19 protein-coding genes are annotated in these 17,131 nt (G+C 72.4%); 15 read left to right on the forward strand and 4 right to left on the reverse strand.

Annotated features, from left to right (window positions below):
* Nucleotides 1-54 precede the first annotated feature (54 nt).
* The 5 genes from murA to ehuA all read left to right on the forward strand — a co-directional run bounded on the left by murA (nt 55) and on the right by ehuA (nt 4,422).
* A complete protein-coding gene (gene murA / locus HNR68_RS08115; protein ID WP_179719153.1) occupies nt 55-1,311 on the forward strand; it encodes a UDP-N-acetylglucosamine 1-carboxyvinyltransferase in 1,257 nt (418 codons plus the stop codon).
* A gap of 75 nt (nt 1,312-1,386) precedes the next feature.
* Nucleotides 1,387-2,277 (forward strand): ectoine/hydroxyectoine ABC transporter substrate-binding protein EhuB, encoded by an 891-nt coding sequence (gene ehuB / locus HNR68_RS08120; protein ID WP_179724770.1) that lies wholly within the window; start codon nt 1,387-1,389, stop codon nt 2,275-2,277.
* An 11-nt stretch (nt 2,278-2,288) separates the two neighbouring features.
* On the forward strand, nt 2,289-3,002 hold the full coding sequence (ehuC, locus tag HNR68_RS08125; RefSeq protein WP_179719155.1) for an ectoine/hydroxyectoine ABC transporter permease subunit EhuC: 714 nt from the start codon (nt 2,289-2,291) through the stop codon (nt 3,000-3,002).
* Entirely contained in the window at nt 3,003-3,653 is a 651-nt protein-coding gene (gene ehuD / locus HNR68_RS08130) for an ectoine/hydroxyectoine ABC transporter permease subunit EhuD (protein WP_179719157.1), read from the forward strand. It abuts the gene before it with no gap.
* Between the two features lie 4 nt (nt 3,654-3,657).
* Entirely contained in the window at nt 3,658-4,422 is a 765-nt protein-coding gene (gene ehuA / locus HNR68_RS08135) for an ectoine/hydroxyectoine ABC transporter ATP-binding protein EhuA (protein WP_179724772.1), read from the forward strand.
* A gap of 3 nt (nt 4,423-4,425) precedes the next feature.
* On the opposite strand, the gene HNR68_RS08140 is transcribed toward ehuA, so the two are convergent.
* Nucleotides 4,426-4,965 (reverse strand): NUDIX domain-containing protein, encoded by a 540-nt coding sequence (locus HNR68_RS08140; protein WP_179719159.1) that lies wholly within the window; start codon nt 4,963-4,965, stop codon nt 4,426-4,428.
* A gap of 498 nt (nt 4,966-5,463) precedes the next feature.
* Here HNR68_RS08140 and HNR68_RS08145 point away from each other — a divergent pair, with 498 nt between their 5' ends.
* The gene (locus HNR68_RS08145; RefSeq protein WP_179719161.1) at nt 5,464-5,628 is read left to right on the forward strand and encodes a hypothetical protein; all 165 of its coding nucleotides are present in this window, start codon (nt 5,464-5,466) and stop codon (nt 5,626-5,628) included.
* Nucleotides 5,629-5,787: 159 nt separating this feature from the next.
* Here HNR68_RS08145 and HNR68_RS08150 read toward each other — a convergent pair whose 3' ends face one another.
* Nucleotides 5,788-7,194 (reverse strand): amino acid permease, encoded by a 1,407-nt coding sequence (locus HNR68_RS08150; protein WP_343049996.1) that lies wholly within the window; start codon nt 7,192-7,194, stop codon nt 5,788-5,790.
* Between the two features lie 109 nt (nt 7,195-7,303).
* Between HNR68_RS08150 and nucS the strand changes: the two genes are divergently transcribed.
* Nucleotides 7,304-7,963 (forward strand): endonuclease NucS, encoded by a 660-nt coding sequence (gene nucS / locus HNR68_RS08155; RefSeq protein WP_179719165.1) that lies wholly within the window; start codon nt 7,304-7,306, stop codon nt 7,961-7,963.
* Between the two features lie 65 nt (nt 7,964-8,028).
* On the opposite strand, the gene HNR68_RS08160 is transcribed toward nucS, so the two are convergent.
* Nucleotides 8,029-8,220 carry an SDR family oxidoreductase gene (locus tag HNR68_RS08160; protein WP_179719167.1) on the reverse strand — a complete coding sequence of 64 codons (192 nt, stop codon included), beginning with the start codon at nt 8,218-8,220 and terminating at the stop codon, nt 8,029-8,031.
* Nucleotides 8,221-8,533: 313 nt separating this feature from the next.
* Entirely contained in the window at nt 8,534-8,713 is a 180-nt protein-coding gene (locus HNR68_RS08165; RefSeq protein WP_179719169.1) for a hypothetical protein, read from the reverse strand.
* 252 nt (nt 8,714-8,965) lie between these two features.
* On the opposite strand from HNR68_RS08165, the gene HNR68_RS08170 reads away from it, so the two are divergent.
* The 8 genes from HNR68_RS08170 (at nt 8,966) to HNR68_RS08205 (ending at nt 17,109) form a co-directional block, all read left to right on the forward strand.
* A complete protein-coding gene (locus HNR68_RS08170; RefSeq protein ID WP_179724774.1) occupies nt 8,966-10,648 on the forward strand; it encodes a sodium:solute symporter family protein in 1,683 nt (560 codons plus the stop codon).
* A gap of 18 nt (nt 10,649-10,666) precedes the next feature.
* Nucleotides 10,667-10,909, forward strand: a complete 243-nt coding sequence (locus tag HNR68_RS08175) for a hypothetical protein (RefSeq protein WP_179719171.1) — start codon at nt 10,667-10,669, stop codon at nt 10,907-10,909.
* 109 nt (nt 10,910-11,018) lie between these two features.
* Nucleotides 11,019-12,008: a hypothetical protein gene (locus HNR68_RS08180; protein ID WP_179719173.1), complete on the forward strand. Its 990-nt coding sequence runs from the start codon at nt 11,019-11,021 to the stop codon at nt 12,006-12,008.
* A 71-nt stretch (nt 12,009-12,079) separates the two neighbouring features.
* A complete protein-coding gene (locus tag HNR68_RS08185; protein WP_179719175.1) occupies nt 12,080-13,594 on the forward strand; it encodes an aldehyde dehydrogenase family protein in 1,515 nt (504 codons plus the stop codon).
* A 154-nt stretch (nt 13,595-13,748) separates the two neighbouring features.
* Nucleotides 13,749-14,744 carry a dihydroxyacetone kinase subunit DhaK gene (gene dhaK, locus HNR68_RS08190; protein ID WP_179719177.1) on the forward strand — a complete coding sequence of 332 codons (996 nt, stop codon included), beginning with the start codon at nt 13,749-13,751 and terminating at the stop codon, nt 14,742-14,744.
* 14 nt (nt 14,745-14,758) lie between these two features.
* On the forward strand, nt 14,759-15,397 hold the full coding sequence (gene dhaL, locus HNR68_RS08195; RefSeq protein ID WP_179719179.1) for a dihydroxyacetone kinase subunit DhaL: 639 nt from the start codon (nt 14,759-14,761) through the stop codon (nt 15,395-15,397).
* Nucleotides 15,394-16,074 (forward strand): dihydroxyacetone kinase phosphoryl donor subunit DhaM, encoded by a 681-nt coding sequence (gene dhaM / locus HNR68_RS08200; RefSeq protein ID WP_179719180.1) that lies wholly within the window; start codon nt 15,394-15,396, stop codon nt 16,072-16,074. Before dhaL ends, dhaM begins: the two co-directional genes overlap by 4 nt.
* A gap of 54 nt (nt 16,075-16,128) precedes the next feature.
* Nucleotides 16,129-17,109, forward strand: a complete 981-nt coding sequence (locus HNR68_RS08205; protein ID WP_179719182.1) for a DUF3558 family protein — start codon at nt 16,129-16,131, stop codon at nt 17,107-17,109.
* Nucleotides 17,110-17,131 lie beyond the last annotated feature (22 nt).

Consider the following 17,131-nt stretch of genomic DNA (forward strand, 5'->3'; position numbering starts at 1 on the left):
CGATGCCGCACCCGGCCCGATGGCGGTGCTGGGCGGGCCGTAACCTCGATGCTCGTGAGTGAGCACTTCCGGGTACACGGCGGAGCCCGTCTCGTCGGCGAGGTCGACGTGGTCGGTGCGAAGAACAGCGTGCTGAAGCTCATGGCTGCCGCGCTGCTGGCGGAGGGCACGACGACGATCGTCAACTGCCCGGAGATCCTCGACGTCCCGCTGATGGCCGACGTGCTGCGCAGCCTCGGCTGCGAGGTGTCGATCGACGGCGGGACGGTGCGCATCACCACCCCGGCGACGATCAGCCACGAGGCGGTGTCGCCGTCCATGGGCAAGCTGCGCGCCTCGGTGTGCGTGCTGGGGCCGCTGGTGGCGCGCTGCCGCCGCGCGGTCGTGACCCTGCCCGGCGGGGACGCGATCGGGTCCCGGCCGCTGGACATGCACCAGAACGGCCTGCGCCAGCTGGGCGCCACCAGCCACATCGAGCACGGCGCGGTGGTGGCCGAGGCCGAGAACCTGCAGGGCGCCCAGATCTGGCTGGACTTCCCGAGCGTGGGCGCGACGGAGAACATCCTCATGGCCGCGGTGCTGGCCGAGGGCACCACGGTGATCGACAACGCCGCGCGCGAGCCGGAGATCGTCGACCTGTGCGTGATGCTGCAGCAGATGGGCGCCAAGATCGAGGGCGCCGGCACGTCCACGCTGACGGTGCACGGGGTGTCGTCGCTCAAGGCCGTCGAGCACCGCGTGATCGGCGACCGGATCGTGGGCGCGACCTGGGCGTTCGCCGCGGCGGCCACCCGCGGTGACATCACGGTGCGCGGGGTCGACCCGCGGCACGTCAACCTGGTGCTGGAGAAGCTGCGCACCGCCGGTGCCGAGGTGACCACCAGCGAGGAGAGCTTCCGGGTGCTGATGCAGCGCCGCCCCACTGCGGTGGACTTCGTGACGCTGCCCTACCCAGGCTTCCCGACGGACCTGCAGCCGATGGCGCTGGCGCTGTCCGCGGTCGCCGACGGCACCTCGATGATCACCGAGAACCTGTTCGAGTCGCGGTTCCGGTTCATCGAGGAGCTGGTGCGGATGGGCGCGGACGCGCGCACCGACGGCCACCACGCGGTCGTGCGCGGGCAGGAGCGGCTGTCCAGCGCCCCGGTGTGGGCGACCGACATCCGGGCCGGCGTGGGCCTGGTCCTGGCGGGGCTGTGCGCCGACGGCGTGACCGAGGTGTGGGACGTCTTCCACATCGACCGCGGCTACCCGAACTTCGTGGAGAACCTGCGCAGCCTCGGCGCGGAGATCGAACGCGTGACCGACTGAGCTGGTGATGCACGCCCCCGCACTTGGCCCGACCATGGGCGGTAGCCCGGCTTCCGGAACGAGGGGGCGATGGTCATGGCGGGCAGCGGGTGGACGCGTCGCGAGTTCCTGACGGGGACCGGCCTGCTGGTGCTGGGCGGGGGCGTGCTCGGCTGCACCCGGACCGGTGATGGCGGGGGAGGGGACCCGCTCGAGGAGGCCCGCCGGTCGGGCACCGTGCAGGTCGGCATCGCCGGGGAAGCGCCGTACGGCTTCACCGACGAGACCGGCCGGGTCACCGGAGAGGCGCCCGAGGTCGCCCGCGCGGTGTTCCGCCGCCTCGGCGTCGGCGACGTGCAGGCCACGCAGGTCGACTTCAACCAGCTGATCCCGGCGCTCAACGCGGGCAAGTTCAGCGTGGTCGCCGCCGGCATGTTCATCACCCCCGAGCGCTGCAAGAACGCGGCGTTCTCCATCCCCGACTACGTCGCGCCCACGGCGTTCCTGGTGCCGAGCGGGAACCCGGAGGGCGTCGCCACCTTCGAGGACGTGGTCCGCAAGAACCTCGCCGTCGCGGTCCTCAGCGGCGCCGTGGAGAAGGACTACGCCCAGCGCTCGGGCGTGCCGGAGTCGCAGCTGCAGGTCTTCGACTCGCAGAACGCGCTGCTGCAGGCCGTGGTCAACAAGCGCGTCTACTGCGCCGCGCTGACCGGCATCTCGCTGCACGACCTGGTGCAGAAGAACCCCGGTGCCCCGGTCGAGGTCACCCCCAGCTTCACCCCAGTCATCGACGGCAAGCCGGAGGTGCAGGCCGGCGCCTTCGTGTTCCGCACGGACGACACCGGGCTGCGCGAGGCGTTCGACACCGAGCTGAAGGCCCTCCACGACAGTGGTGAGTGGGTGCGCATCGCCAGCCCGTTCGGGTTCACCCAGGAGAACGTGCCGCCTCCCGACGTGACCACGGAGGCGTTGTGCGCCGCTAGCTGACGGGAGCGGGCATGTTCGACAACCTCGGGCACTTCCTCCGGGTGCTGCTGCAGGGCGTGCCGGCGACGGTGGTCGCGACGCTGGGCGGGATCGTGCTGTGCGTCGTGCTGTCGCTGGTCGCCGGGCTGGGGATGCTCTCGCCGCGGCGGTGGGTGCGGGTCATCGCGCGCACCTACGTCGAGGTCTGGCGCGGCACCTCGGAGGTCGTGCAGCTGTTCTGGATCTTCTTCGCACTGCCGCTGCTGGTCGGTTTCGAGCTGCTGCCGCTGTGGGCGGGGATCCTGGTGCTCGGCCTCAACCACGGCGCCTACGGCGGGGAGATCGTGCGGGGTGCCGTGCAGGCGGTGCCGCGGGAGCAGCACGAGTGCGCCATCGCGTTGAGCTTCTCCCGGGCGCAGCGGATGTGGCGGGTCATCTTGCCGCAGGCGGTGGTGGAGATGGTCCCGCCGTTCGGCAACCTGTTCATCCAGCTGCTCAAGAGCAGCGCCCTGCTGTCGCTGATCTTCGTGCACGACATCACCTACCAGGGCCGCGACGTCCTCGAGCCGAACTTCACCGGGCAGACCGCGCTGATCTACGTGCTGATGCTGGTGATGTACCTGGTGCTGGCCGTGCTGATCACGGTGGTGGTGCGGGCGCTGGAGCGGCGGGCGGCCGCCGGGGTGGGGCGCCGGCCCGTCGAGCCGGGGAAGGCGCTCGGCCGAGGTGCGGACGGGGCGGTCTAGGTGGTCTGGGACTGGGAGTTCACCGGCCGGGTCGTCCCGGACGTCCTGCGCGGCCTGCTGGTGACCTTCGAGGCCACCGTGCTCGGGTCGGTCGTCGCGTTCGCGCTCGGCCTGCTGCTGGCCCTGCTGCGGCGCTCGCCGATCCGGGCGGTCAGCCGCGCGACCTGGCTGTTCATCGAGTTCGTGCGCAGCACCCCGCTGCTGGTGCAGCTGTACTTCCTGTTCAACGTGCTGCCGGGCATCGGCCTGCGGTTCTCCTCGCTGGCCACCGGTGTCCTCGGTCTCGGTGTGCACTACGCCTGCTACGCGGCCGAGGTCTACCGCGCGGGGATCGAGGGGGTGCCGCGCGGGCAGTGGGACGCGGCGACGGCGCTGAGCCTGCCGTCCCGGCGGGTGTGGACGAGCGTGGTGCTGCCGCAGGCGATCCCGCGCGTGCTGCCCGCGCTGGGCAACTGCACGATCTCGATGTTCAAGGAGACGCCGCTGCTGCTGGCCATCGGCGTGCTCGACCTGGTGGGCGCGGCGCAGGAGGCGGGGTCCGACGCCTACCGCTACGTCGAGCCGCTGACCTTGGCGGGCATCTGCTTCCTGCTGCTGAGCTACCCGGCGTCGGTGCTGGTGCGGAGGGTGGAACGCCGTGTCGGAGCCTGAGGACATGATCCGCTTCGACCGCGTGGTCAAGCGGTTCGGGGACACCGTGGTGCTCGACGAGCTCGACTTCGCGGTGCAGCCGGGGCAGCGGGTGACCCTGATCGGGCCGAGCGGGTCGGGCAAGACGACGATCCTGCGGCTGCTGATGACCCTGGAGCGGGTCGACGGCGGCACGATCCACGTCGGCGGCGAGTGCCTGACGCACGTGCGGCGGGGCGGCCGCCTGGTCCCCGCGGACGAGAAGCACCTGCGCGCGGTGCGCAAGCGCATCGGCATGGTGTTCCAGCAGTTCAACCTGTTCCCGAACATGCGGGTGCTGCGCAACGTCACTGAGGCGCCGGTGCACGTGCTGGGCCTGCCGGTGGAGGAGGCGCGGCAGCGGGCGCGGGAGCTGCTGGAGCTGGTGGGCTTGGCGGACAAGCTGGACGCCTACCCGGCGCAGCTGTCCGGTGGGCAGCAGCAGCGGGTGGCGATCGCCCGGGCGCTGGCGATGCGCCCGGACGTGCTGCTGCTGGACGAGATCACCTCGGCGCTGGACCCGGAGCTGGCGGCCGAGGTGCTCGACGTGCTGCGCGACGTGGCGCGCAGCAGCGACATCACGATGCTGTGCGTGACGCACGCGATGAAGTTCGCCCGCGACGTCTCGGACCGGGTGCTCATGTTCGACCAGGGGAGGATCGTGGAGGACAAGCCGCCGGAGGAGCTGTTCGAGTGCCCGGAGCACGAGCGCACCCGCCGGTTCCTGCGGTCGGTGCTGGAGGAGGCCTGACGCTCAGCCCGCGGTCCGCCGCTCGTGCAGCAGCAGCAAGGCGTAGGCGGCGATGGACTGGGCGTCGGTGATCTCCCCGGCGGAGACCATCTTCTCGAACTCGGCGCGCGAGAACCACGCGGCGCGCATGTCCTGCTCCTCGTGCTCCCGCTCGTGCTGGCCGACGGTCAGGCCGGTCGCCAGGAACACGCGGCCGCGCTGGCTGGACATGCCCGGTGCGACGTCCAGGAGTCCGAGTTCGACGAGGTTCTCCGCCCGCAGGCCCGTCTCCTCCCGCAGTTCGCGGGCGGCGAGCTCGAGGGGGTCGACGTCGAGCCGGTCTGGCGCGGTGCCCTGCGGGAACTCCCAGCGGCGGATGCCCAGCGGGTAGCGGTACTGCTCGACCAGGTGGAGCTGGTCCCCGTCGAGCGGGATCACCAGCGCGTAGCTGGGCTTGTCGACCACCCCGTAGATCCCCTCGGACCCGTCCGGCCGGCGCACTCCGTCCTCCCGCACCGACATCCACGGGTTCGCGTACACCTCGCGGCTGCTCGTCTGCTCCATGCGGACATGGTGCCCGACCGCGGGCGCGCGGGGGTGACGCGTTCGCCGGCGCTCGCGAGCGCGTCCGCTCCGCCGCGCGGTCTGCGCAGCTGCTGCTCGATGAGCGCCCGGTGCTGGACCGGTGCCGCGCGGCCACCTGGCGCGGTGTGCGTGACAGGTCCACTGTGGATGGCGAGGTGGAGCTGGGGCGCCCGTCCCGCACCGCGGTCTCCCAGCGCTGGGAGTGCACGGTGCGGTGGTGGTGGCCGCAGAGCACGACCACGGTGGACAGCTCGGTCGGCCCGCCGTCCGACCGGGAGACGATGTGGTGCCCGTCCGGCGTGCCCGGTGGCCGGTCGCGACCGGGGATCGCCGCACAGCGTCCTGCGGTCCTCGACGGCGCGCGGCGCGGTGACCCGCCCCTTGGCGTCGCGGTGGTCGATGTCGAGCAGCCCCTGCGGCCAGGCGGGCGTCGACCGTGCGCCCTGCTTCCCGAAGAGGCCCCGGTGCTCGGCTTCGGTGATCAGCTGGAGCCGCTCGAACATGGCCGCCCGCATGGACCGCTCCGGCTCCTGGACCCGGGCGACCACGTCGGCGTCGGCGCAGGGCACCGCTGCCGACCGGGCCCGGATGGCGGTGCCCTCGGCTGCGTCGGTGCTCGTCAGCGGTGCCATGCCCCCATGATCCCGCGTCGAACACGCGTTCGCACGCATCGCGGTGTCGCGTGATCAGGTGAAATCCACGGGACTGCGCCCACGGCGGTCCGGCTCCGGGCGCGCGGTCCGCGGGCGCGGCCGGTGACGTGAGGATGGGAACCTTCCTGTCACCCCCGCCGCGCGGAGCTCACCCGGCGGTGGGGGTGCGGTTCAGCTTGGAGTGGCGGCGCCCGTAGCCGAAGTACACCGCCAGGCCGATCGCGGTCCACACCGCGAAGGTCAGCCAGGTGACCGCGTCGAGGCCGGAGATCAGGTACGCGCACAGCGCCAGGCCCAGCAGCGGGACCCACGGCATCAGCGGGGTCCGGAAGCTGCGGGGCAGCTCCGGGCGGGTCCGGCGCAGGACCACGACGCCGATGTTGACCAGGCCGAACGCCACCAGGGTGCCGATGCTGGTCGCCTCGGCGAGCTGGTTCAGCGGCACCACCGCGGCCAGCACGGCCACCACGGCACCGACCACGAGGGTGTTGTGCGCCGGCACCGCGCGCTCGTCCACCTTCGACAGCACGCTCGGTACCAGGCCGTCGCGGGACATCGACACCAGGATCCGGGTCTGCCCGTAGAGGACGGTCAGGACCACGGAGGCGATGGCGACCACCGCGCCGAACGCGAGCACAACCGACGGCCAGCCCTGCCCGGTCACGATGCGCAGCGCGGCGGCCAGCGAGGCGTCGGACCCGGAGAGCACGTCGACACCGACCGCGCCGACGGCGGCGAAGGCGACCAGCACGTAGACCGCGGTGACGATGGCCAGCGACAGGATGATCGCGCGGGGCAGGTCCCGTCCCGGGTTGCGGGCTTCCTCGCCGGCGGTGGAGGCGGCGTCGAAGCCGATGAAGGAGAAGAACACGGCCGAGGCGCCCACCGAGATCCCGGCGAACCCGGCGGGTGCGAACGGCGTCATGTTGTCCGAGTCGAACCCGGTGATCGCGACCGCGACGAAGAACACCAGCACGACGATCTTGAGCAGCGTGGTGACCGTGGTGGCCCGCGCGCTCTCCCGCACGCCCCGCAGCAGCACGAACGTGGCGAGCAGGACGATGAGCGCGGCCGGCACGTTGACCAGCCCGCCCTCACCGGGCGGCGCGGACAGCGCTTCCGGGATGGCGACGCCGAGGGTGCCCTGCAGGAACTCGTTGAGGTAGCCGCCCCAACCGACCGCGACCGCCGCGACGGACACGCCGTACTCCAGCAGCAGGCACCAGCCGCAGATCCAGGCGACGATCTCGCCGAGCGTGGCGTAGGTGTAGGAGTAGGCCGAGCCGGACACCGGGACGCTGCCGGCGAGTTCGGCGTAGGACAGGGCCGAGCACAGCGCCGCCAGTCCGGCCAGCACGAACGAGACGACCACCGCGGGACCGGCGGCCGGGGCGGCCTCGGCCAGCACCACGAAGATCCCGGTCCCGAGGGTGGCTCCGACCGAGAGCGCCACCAGGGGGACCAGGCCGAGGGTGCGGCGCAGCTGGGTGTGCGCCCCCTCGTCGGTGAGTTGCTCAGCGGGTTTGACGCGCAACAGGCTCCGTGCGGCAGACACGAGCGGTAACGGTATCTCGCCCAGCGGGAAGGCCGAGGTCCGACCTGGGGCACCGGCGGTCGGCCACACCCGTGCCGGCCGTCTCGATCGACGCCGTACCCTGTGCCGGGTGCGACTCGTCATTGCTCGCTGCCAGGTGGACTACGTCGGCCGCCTCACCGCGCACCTGCCCATGGCGCAGCGCCTGCTGCTGGTGAAGGCCGACGGTTCGGTGTCGGTGCACTCGGACGACCGGGCCTACAAGCCGTTGAACTGGATGAGCCCGCCGTGCTGGCTGATCGAGGACCCCGGCGTCTGGACGGTGCAGAACAAGGCCGGCGAGAAGCTCGTGATCACCATCGACGAGATCCTGCACGACTCCAAGCACGAGCTGGGCGCCGAGCCGGGCCTGGTCAAGGACGGCGTCGAGGCGCACCTGCAGGAGCTGCTGGCCGAGCACGTGACCACGCTGGGCGAGGGCTGGACGCTGGTGCGCCGCGAGTACCCGACCGCGATCGGCCCGGTGGACCTGATGTGCCGGGACGCCAACGGCGCCAGCGTGGCGGTGGAGATCAAGCGGCGCGGCGAGATCGACGGCGTCGAGCAGCTGACCCGCTACCTGGAGCTGCTCAACCGCGACCCGCTGCTGGCGCCGGTGACCGGGGTGTTCGCGGCGCAGCAGATCAAGCCGCAGGCGCGCACGTTGGCCGAGGACCGCGGCATCCGCTGCGTGATCCTGGACTACGACAAGCTGCGCGGCATCGAGCCGGACGAGTACCGGCTGTTCTGATCCGCTTCGGCCCGCTGAGCGGGAACCTCCCGGCTGTCGGTGACAGGAAGGTTCCCATGCTCACGTCAGGCCGTCTGGACGGCGCCGCCGTCGACGAGCTGGTCGGCGCCCGCGGTGCTCGTCGCGTGCGGTGAGGCGAGGAAGGCCACCAGCGCCGCGACCTCGGCCGGGTCGACCGGTCGTCCGGTGGTCGGGCCCGCGTTCGCGGGGAGCTGGGCGAGCAGCTCGTCCAGCGGGGTGCCGGGGGAGGCCGCCACCTCCGCGCCGTGCCCGTCGGGGCTCTCCGACGTGCTGCGGGTGGAGGTCGACTGGGGCTACGCGGTGAGCCGGACCGCCGTCGGAGAGGTCGCCCGCAGCCACGACGAGGTGCGCCCAGACGTGCCTGCGGCTCGTCCGGCGCGCCGGGGACTCCGGTGCGCTGCGCGGCGGACGTGGACCCGCCAGGGGGGCGCGGCGGGTCTGCTGCGTGCTGGTCTCCGCGGCCGCCGAGGACGGGCGGGCCGGTGGTGACGTCGACGAGCTGGCGGTGCGCGTGGTCGACACCCTGCTGGCGGGCGTCGGCGCCTGGGCTCAGGTCCGGTCGGGGTGGCCGCAGGTGCGGCAGGCACCCAGCCGGAGCGCCGACCACGGGACGACCAGCTCGGCCAGGTGCCGCAAGAAGGCGGCCGATCGCGCGGGGTCGGTGTCGACCCGCTCGGCCAGGTCGTCCGTGAGTGCAGCGACGATCGCCAAGTCCACTCGGGCGTTCACAGCTTCCCCCTCGGCCGCTGTGCGAGTACTACTGGAGACGGTACCGGTCACGATCTGTAGATCGGAGGTTGCGCTCCGCGATATCACTCGCATGGTCGCGCCTGACCAGGTGGATGATCGATCCAGGCGGCGGTTCCAACGAATTGATATCGGGCCGGTGTGAGCTCAGGCACTGTGCGGTACTGTCCGGCTGCGGTTGCCGAGTGGTGGTTGTCGTTGGACTTTGTTGGGTCTGGAGGAGGGGTAGCGGTGCTGCTGGCCCAGGGGCGCTTGCTGGACGCGAATGCCGTCGATTATGTGTTGTTGGCGTTGTACTTCGTGTTCGTGCTGGGGATCGGGTACTTGGCGCGGCGTGCGGTGTCGACGAGTCTGGATTTCTTCTTGTCGGGTCGTGCGTTGCCGGCGTGGGTGACGGGGTTGGCGTTCATCTCGGCGAACTTGGGTGCGATCGAGATCATCGGCATGTCGGCGAATGGTGCGGAGTACGGGATGCCGACGATGCACTATTTCTGGGTGGGTGCGGTGCCGGCCATGCTGTTCCTGGGCGTGGTGATGATGCCGTTCTACTACGGGTCGCGGGTGCGCAGTGTCCCGGAGTTCATGTTGCGGCGTTTCGGTCGGGCGGCGCATCTGGTCAACGGGATCTCGTTCGCGGTGGCGCAGGTGTTGATCGCGGGGGTGAACCTGTACCTGTTGGCGTCGATCGTGAACGCGTTGCTGGGGTGGCCGTTGTGGGTGTCGGTGTTGATCGCGGCGGCGATCGTGTTGTCCTACACGGCGTTGGGGGGTCTGTCGGCGGCGATCTACAACGAGGTGTTGCAGTTCTTCGTGATCGTGGCGGCGTTGTTGCCGTTGACGATCGTGGGGTTGGTCAAGGTCGGTGGTGTGCAGGGGCTGGTGGAGAAGGTCACGGCCGGTCCGGGTGGGGGTGAGCAGTTGTCGGCGTGGCCGGGTACGGAGTTGACCGGGTTCGCCAACCCGTTCTGGAGCGTGGTGGGGTTGGTGTTCGGTCTGGGGTTCGTGCTGTCGTTCGGGTACTGGACGACGAACTTCGTCGAGGTGCAGCGGGCGATGGCGTCGAAGAGCATGTCGGCGGCGCAGCGCACGCCGATCATCGGGGCGTTCCCGAAGATGTTCATCCCGTTCATCGTGATCATCCCGGGGATGGTCGCGGCGGTGGTGATCCCGGAGCTGGGGGCCTACAAGCAGGCGGGGGCGCCGGAGGGGGCGCCGGTGGACTACAACGACGCGATCCTGTTGTTGATGCGGGACCTGCTGCCCAACGGGATCCTCGGTGTCGCGTTGGCGGGGTTGCTGGCGTCGTTCATGGCGGGGATGGCGGCGAACCTGTCGTCGTTCAACACGGTGTTCACCTATGACATCTGGCAGTCCTACGTGGTGCGGGACCGGGCGGATGGCTACTACCTGCGGATGGGCCGGTGGGTCACGGTGGGGGCCACGCTGGCGGCGGTGGGCACGGCGTTCATCGCTTCGGGGTATTCGAACCTGATGGACTACCTGCAGCAGTTGTTCTCGTTCTTCAACGCGCCGTTGTTCGCCACGTTCATCCTGGGCATGTTCTGGAAGCGGATGACCCCGCACGCCGGCTGGTCGGGTCTGGTGCTGGGCACCGCGGCGGCGGTGGTGGTGTTCGCGATGTCGGAGTCCGGGGTGATCGACCTGCCCGGACAGGGCGCCAGCTTCGTCGGGGCCGGGGTGGCGTTCGTGGTCGACATCGCCGTCAGTGTGGTGGTCAGCCTGGCCACCCGGCCGAAGCCGGAGGCGGAGCTGGCCGGGCTGGTGTACTCGCTGACGCCGAAGGCGCAGCTGCAGGCCTCCACCAGCGGGGAGGACGCCGGCTGGTACCGGCGGCCCGGGCTGCTGGCCGGGATCGCGCTGGTGCTGGTGGTCGTGCTCAACATCGTCTTCGCCTGACACGGGAGGTCGCAGGTCATGTCTTCAGGTTCCGCGCGCACCGCGGGTGCGTTCGACATCCGCTCGGTCATCGCGCTGCTGTTCGCCGTCTACGGGGTGGTGCTGGTCGTGGTCGGCGTCGTCCAGCCCGAGGCGGAGAAGTCCGCAGGTGTCAACATCAACCTCTGGGCCGGGATCGGCATGCTCGTCTTCGCCGCCGTCTTCCTCACCTGGGCCCGCCTGCGCCCCATCACCGTCCCCGAGGAACCCACCGAGAGCTGAGCACCCCTGGTGACGGCGCCCGCACGCTCCGGGTACGGGCGCCGTCGTCGTGTCGCCCGAACCTCCGGTTCTCCCTCCGGGAACGCGCACCGATCGCTAGTGTGATCGCGTGTTCCGACCTGTGTCCTTGATCGCCGTGCTGCTCAGCGCGCTGGCCGTGGCCGGTTGCGCGTCAGCGCCCGGGATCGAGCCGACCGTGTCCGCCAGGCGGACCGTCGAGCTGCCCGATGTCCCGGTGGACGAACCGGACGCGCTGCTGGACCCGGCGTTCGCGCCGGAACGGCTGCGCGGGGTCGACGTGTGCGGCACGCTGCGCGCCGCTGGTCTGGAGCGGTACGGGCGGCCCGATCCCGCGTTCCTGCCGAATGGGCTCGACAGCTGCTCGAACTTCATGCACGACCACGAGGGTCGCGACTTCAGCGTGACCCTCTACTTCGACTTCGAGGTGCAGGACCCGAGCCGCCACCGCATCGGCGGCCTGCCCGCCCAGATCACCGAGAACTCCGGGACCTGCTTCGTCAGCGCCGCGCACACCGGCGGTGACCTGGAGCGGTTCGGCAGCGCCCGCGGGGTGGCGGTCCAGCTCGCCGCGGAGCACGAGGACGTCTGCTCGCCGGCGGTGCAGCTGCTCACCGACGTCATCGAGGTGGTGCGCACCGGGCCGCCGGTGAACGCGCGGGCCTCGGGCGGGCTGGCCGGTTTCGCGCCCTGCGAGGTCGCCGACCCCGTGGTGCTGCGCGACGCCGTGGCCGGCGGCACCCCGGACGCCAGCGGCGGCCGCGGGCTGTACGAGTGCCGGTGGTTCGCCGAGAACGGTGTCGCGGCGACGGTGCGCTTCGAGCTCGGGACCATGCAGCGCAGCGACGTCCCGCCGGGGGTGCCGCCCCCGCCACTGGCCGACCTGGGCGGGGCGCCGAGCACGGTGCAGGTCCGCACCGACCCGCCCGCCTGCTCGGTCGAGTGGGAGCACCGCAGGACCCCGTCGGGGACCGAGTTCGTGCACGTCGAGATCTCCAACGCGCAGCGGGTCCCGATGGACCCCTGCGGCAGCGCGGTGAAGCTCGCCCAGCAGGTGAGATCGAAGCTGCCTGCGGCTTGACGTCCCGGTGAGCTCCCGGATTCCGTAGGCTGCACGATGACAACGACCGACGTAAAGGTGGGAGGCCGGCCATGACCCAGACCGCCCGAGGCGGCGTCGACGTTCCGCCCGCGGCCAGCGCGGAGCCCCCGACGTTCGAATCGATCGACCCCCGCACCGGCGAGGTCGTGGGGCGCCACCCGGTCCACTCCGCGGACGAGGTCGAGGCCACCGTGGCTGCCGCCCGCGAGGCGCAGGAGGCCTGGGCCGAGCTCGGGTTCTCCGGCCGCAAGCAGCGGCTCGACGCCTGGCGCAAGCAGCTGGCCCGGCGCGTGGACGAGCTGGCCGGGGTGATCTGCGCGGAGACCGGCAAGCCGCTCGACGACGCGCGGCTCGAACTGGTCCTGGTGATCGACCACCTGCACTGGGCGGCCGGCAACGCCGAGAAGGTGCTCAAGCGCCGCAAGGTGTCCTCCGGCGTGTTGATGGCCAACCAGACCGCCACCGTCGAGTACCTGCCCTACGGCGTGATCGGGGTGATCGGCCCCTGGAACTACCCGGCGTTCACGCCGATGGGCTCCATCGCCTACGCGCTCGCCGCGGGCAACGCGGTGGTGTTCAAGCCCAGCGAGCTCACCCCCGGTGTCGGCCAGTGGCTGGTCGACAGCTTCGCCGAGGCGGTGCCGGACCACCCGGTGTTCCGGCTGGTGACCGGGTTCGGGGAGACCGGTGCGGCGCTGTGCACGTCCGGGGTGGACAAGGTCGCCTTCACCGGCTCCACCGCCACCGGCAAGCGGGTGATGGCCTCCTGCGCCGAGAACCTGGTGCCGGTGCTGGTCGAGTGCGGCGGCAAGGACGCGCTGATCGTCGACGCCGACGCCGACCTGACCGCGGCCGCGGACGCCGCGGTGTGGGGCGCGATGTCCAACGCCGGGCAGACCTGCATCGGCGTGGAGCGGGTGTACGTGGTCGAGGCGGTCGCCGACCGCTTCGTGGAGATGGTCACCGAGCGGGCCGGGAAGCTGCGGCCGGGCGGGGAGCCGGGCGCCCACTTCGGTCCCATCACCATGCCCTCGCAGGTGGACGTCATCCGCAGCCACATCGACGACGCGCTGGAGCGCGGCGGCCGGGCGGTGGTCGGTGGCGAGCACTCGGTGCGCCCGCCGTTCGTGGAACCGGTGGTGCTCACCGACGTGCCCGAGGACTCCCTCGCGGTCACCGAGGAGACCTTCGGCCCCACCATCGTCGTGCAGCGGGTCCGCGACGTCGACGAGGCGGTGGCCCGCACCAACGCCACCCGCTACGGGCTCGGCGCTGCGGTGTTCTCCCGCGCGCGGGGCGCGGAGCTGGCGCGGCGGCTGCGCACCGGCATGGTGTCGATCAACTCGGTGGTCGCCTTCGCCGGGGTGCCCGCGCTGCCGTTCGGAGGGGTCGGCGACTCCGGGTTCGGCCGCATCCACGGGGCCGACGGGTTGCGCGAGTTCGCCCGGCCGCAGTCGGTCACCCGCCTCCGGTACCGGATCCCGCTGAACCCGATGAACTTCGGCCGGTCGAAGGGCACCATGCGTCGCCTGGTGCGGCTGGTCAAGGTGGTGCGCGGGCGCTGACGGACCTCTCGTCCGCTTGGGCTTGCGTCGAGGGTGGCAGGAAGGTTCCCTTGCTCTCGCACCCCCGGGCCGGGCGGCGGGGGACGGCAGCGGTGCCGCCCGGACGACGAGCACGCGGCGCGGCGGCGAGCGGCGCAGGTGAGGAGGCCAGCGGGTGAAGAAGATCATCAACGACCCGGCGACGGTGGTCGAGCAGTCGCTGCAGGGCATGGCCGCAGCGCACCCCGACCTGCTGCGGGTCCGGACCGACCCGGCGCTGGTGGTGCGCGCGGACGCGCCGGTGTCCGGCAAGGTCGCGGTGGTGTCCGGCGGCGGGTCCGGCCACGAGCCGCTGCACGCGGGCTTCGTCGGCCCCGGGATGCTGGCGGCGGCCGTGCCGGGAGCGGTGTTCACCTCGCCGACCCCGGACGCGGTGCAGGCCGCGATCGAGGCGACGAACTCGGGTGCGGGCGTGCTGCTGGTGGTCAAGAACTACACCGGCGACGTGCTCAACTTCGAGACCGCCGCGGAGCTGGCCGGGCTCGAGGGCGCCGACGTGCGCAGCGTCATCGTCGACGACGACGTGGCGGTCAAGGACTCCACCCACACCGCGGGGCGGCGCGGCGTGGGCGGTACGGTCCTGCTGGAGAAGATCGTCGGCGCGGCGGCTGAGCAGGGCGCTGACCTGGACCGCTGCGAGGAGCTCGCCCGCCGGGTCGTGGCGCGGGTGCGGTCGATGGGCATGGCCCTGACCGCGCCGACCGTGCCGCACGCCGGGGTGCCCAGCTTCGAGCTCGCGGCCGACGAGATGGAGATCGGGATCGGCATCCACGGCGAGCCCGGCCGGGCCCGGGAGCCGTTGGTCTCCGCCGACGAGATCGTGCGCCGGCTGCTGGAGCCGATCCTGGAGGACCTGCCGTTCGAGTCCGGCGACGAGGTGCTGCTGTTCACCAACTCGATGGGCGGCACCCCGCTGCTGGAGCTCTACCTGGCGCACGGCATCGCCGAGCGGCTGCTGGCCGAGCGCGGCGTCCAGGTGCGTCGGCGGCTGGTCGGCCCGTACATCACGAGCCTGGAGATGCAGGGCATGAGCCTGACCCTGCTGAAGCTGGACGACGAGCTCACCGAGCTCTGGGACGCGCCGGTGCGCACCGCCGCGCTGCACTGGTGAGGGAGAGGCACCGGATGGGTTGCACTGCACACGACGTGATCGCGGCGCTGCGGGCCGGGGCGGCCACCGTCGCAGAACACCGCGACGAACTGGTCGAACTGGACCGCGCGATCGGCGACGCCGACCACGGGGAGAACATGGACCGCGGCTTCCGCGCGGTGGCGCTCAAGGCCGAGACCTCCAAGCCGGAGACGCCCGGCGCGGTGCTCAAGCTGTGCGCCACGGTGCTGATCTCCACCGTCGGCGGCGCCTCCGGGCCGCTGTACGGCACGGCGTTCCTGCGCGCCGCGGCCGCCGTCGGTGACGCGACGGAGCTGGACGGCGCGGCGGTGGCCAAGGCGGTGCAGGCCGGGCTGGAGGGCGTGGTCGCCCGCGGGCGCGCCGAAGCCGGGGACAAGACCATGGTCGACGCGCTGGTCCCGGCGGTGGACGCGGCCAAGAACGCCGCCGAGGCCGGGGAGGGCCCGGCGAAGGTGCTGGCCGCGGCAGCCGAAGCCGCCCACCGGGGCGCGCAGGCCACCGAACCCCTGGTGGCCCGCAAGGGCCGCGCGTCCTACCTCGGGGAGCGCAGCGCCGGGCACATCGACCCGGGCGCGCGCTCGACCGCACTGCTGCTGTCCGCCTTCGCCGAAGCCGGAGGTGCCCGCTCATGAGCGTCGGACTGGTCATCGTCTCGCACAGCGCCCCGCTGGCCGAGGGCGTCGTGGAACTCGCCCAGCAGATGGCGCCCGACGTGCGGGTGGTCCCCGCCGGCGGGCTGCCGGACGGCGGCGTGGGCACCGACTTCGAGAAGGTCTCCGCGGCCCTGTCGGACGCCAACACCGGTTCGGGCGCGGTGGTGCTCTACGACCTGGGCAGCGCCCAGATGGTCGCCGAGCTCGCGGTGGAGTCGCTCGGCGACCCGAGCACCGCGCTGGTCGTGGACGCCCCGCTGGTGGAGGGGGCTGTCGCGGCGGCCGTCGCCGCCCAGGGCGGCGCGGAGATGTCCGCGGTCGCCCGGGCCGCGGAGGAGGCGTCAGCCGGCGGGGGAACCGCCGAGCAGGCGGCGCCGGCGCCGCCGACGGACGAGGTCCGCGAGGAGCTGGAGCTGACCAACGAGGTCGGCCTGCACGCCCGCCCGGCGGCGCTGCTGGCCCGCAGCATCGCCGACCTGCAGGCCACCGTGAAGATCACGCTCCGGGACCACGAGGCCGACGCGACCAGCGTCCTCGGCGTGATGGGGCTCGGGGCGCGCAAGGGCGACCGGATCACCCTGCACGCCAGCGGGCCCGACGCGCGCCGGGCGATCGAGCGCATCGTCGACCTGGCGGGGCGCGACTTCGACGAGTGAGGACCCTCCCGGCGCGCACCCTCCGCGGGCGGCGCGCCGGGTTAGGGTGGTTCGGTGACGCCGCGCTCCCGCCACCGAGGTCTGCCGCTGCTGGTGCTCTGGGTCCTGCTGGTGACGGGGTGCGCGCCCGGCGGACCACCGCAGGCGCCCGCCGCGCCGGACCGCGGCGCAGCGGCCACCGCGCAGGCCTTCCTCGGTGATCTGCGCACAGTGGACCCGTGCACGCTCACCGATCCCGCCGCGCTGCGGGAGTTCGGCGACACCGAGCCCGCGGCGACCGTCTCGCTGGACTACTGCCTGCTGCACGTCACACCTCCGGACGGGACGCTGGTGCAGCTCGCGGTCGGTGAGCTCGTCGCCGCCGACCCGGGCCGGCGGGATGATCCGGTGGTGCCGCGCGGTCCGCTGCGGATCGTGCAGAACGCGCCGCTGCCGGGGCACTGCACCCGGCAGGTCGCGTTCGCCGACGGCCTGGCGCTGCAGGTCAGCGCCGACCTGTTGGTGGGCGAGCCGGGTGGCGGGCTGTGCGGCATCGCCGAGGCCGGCGCGGAGGCGGCTGTGGCCGCGCTGGAGCAGCACCGCGTCGGGCACCGGCAGTTCCCGGAGGGCTCGCTGGCCCTCCTCGACCCGTGCCAGGTGCTGGACTCCGCTGCGGTGCGGCAGGTCCCGGGCCTCGAGGAGGCCCAGGGGCGGCCGAGTCCCGCCGGGCACCAGTGCTCTTGGGGCGAGCGGGCCGCGGACGCGCCGCGCGTGCAGCTCACGCACACCGCGGGCGACCCGCCGCAGGTCCTGCACGGGGCCGCCGTCGAGGAGGAGATCGCCGGGCGGCGCACCGTGGTCAGCGTGGTCGGCGGGGACCCGCGGGTGCCGCTGTGCTCGGCCGAGACCGGGCACCGCCCGTTCGGCGCCGACGGGCAGGTCGAGGTTGCGCAGCTGGTGGTCGCCGTGCCGGGGATGACCGGCGTCGACGCCTGCGAGTTCGCCCGCGGCCTGGCCGAGCAGGCGTGGCCGCACCTGCCGACACCCGCCCGGTAGCCCGGAAGTTACGGTGGTGGGC

It is taken from the genome of Saccharopolyspora hordei (genome assembly GCF_013410345.1).
GTDB lineage: Bacteria > Actinomycetota > Actinomycetes > Mycobacteriales > Pseudonocardiaceae > Saccharopolyspora > Saccharopolyspora hordei.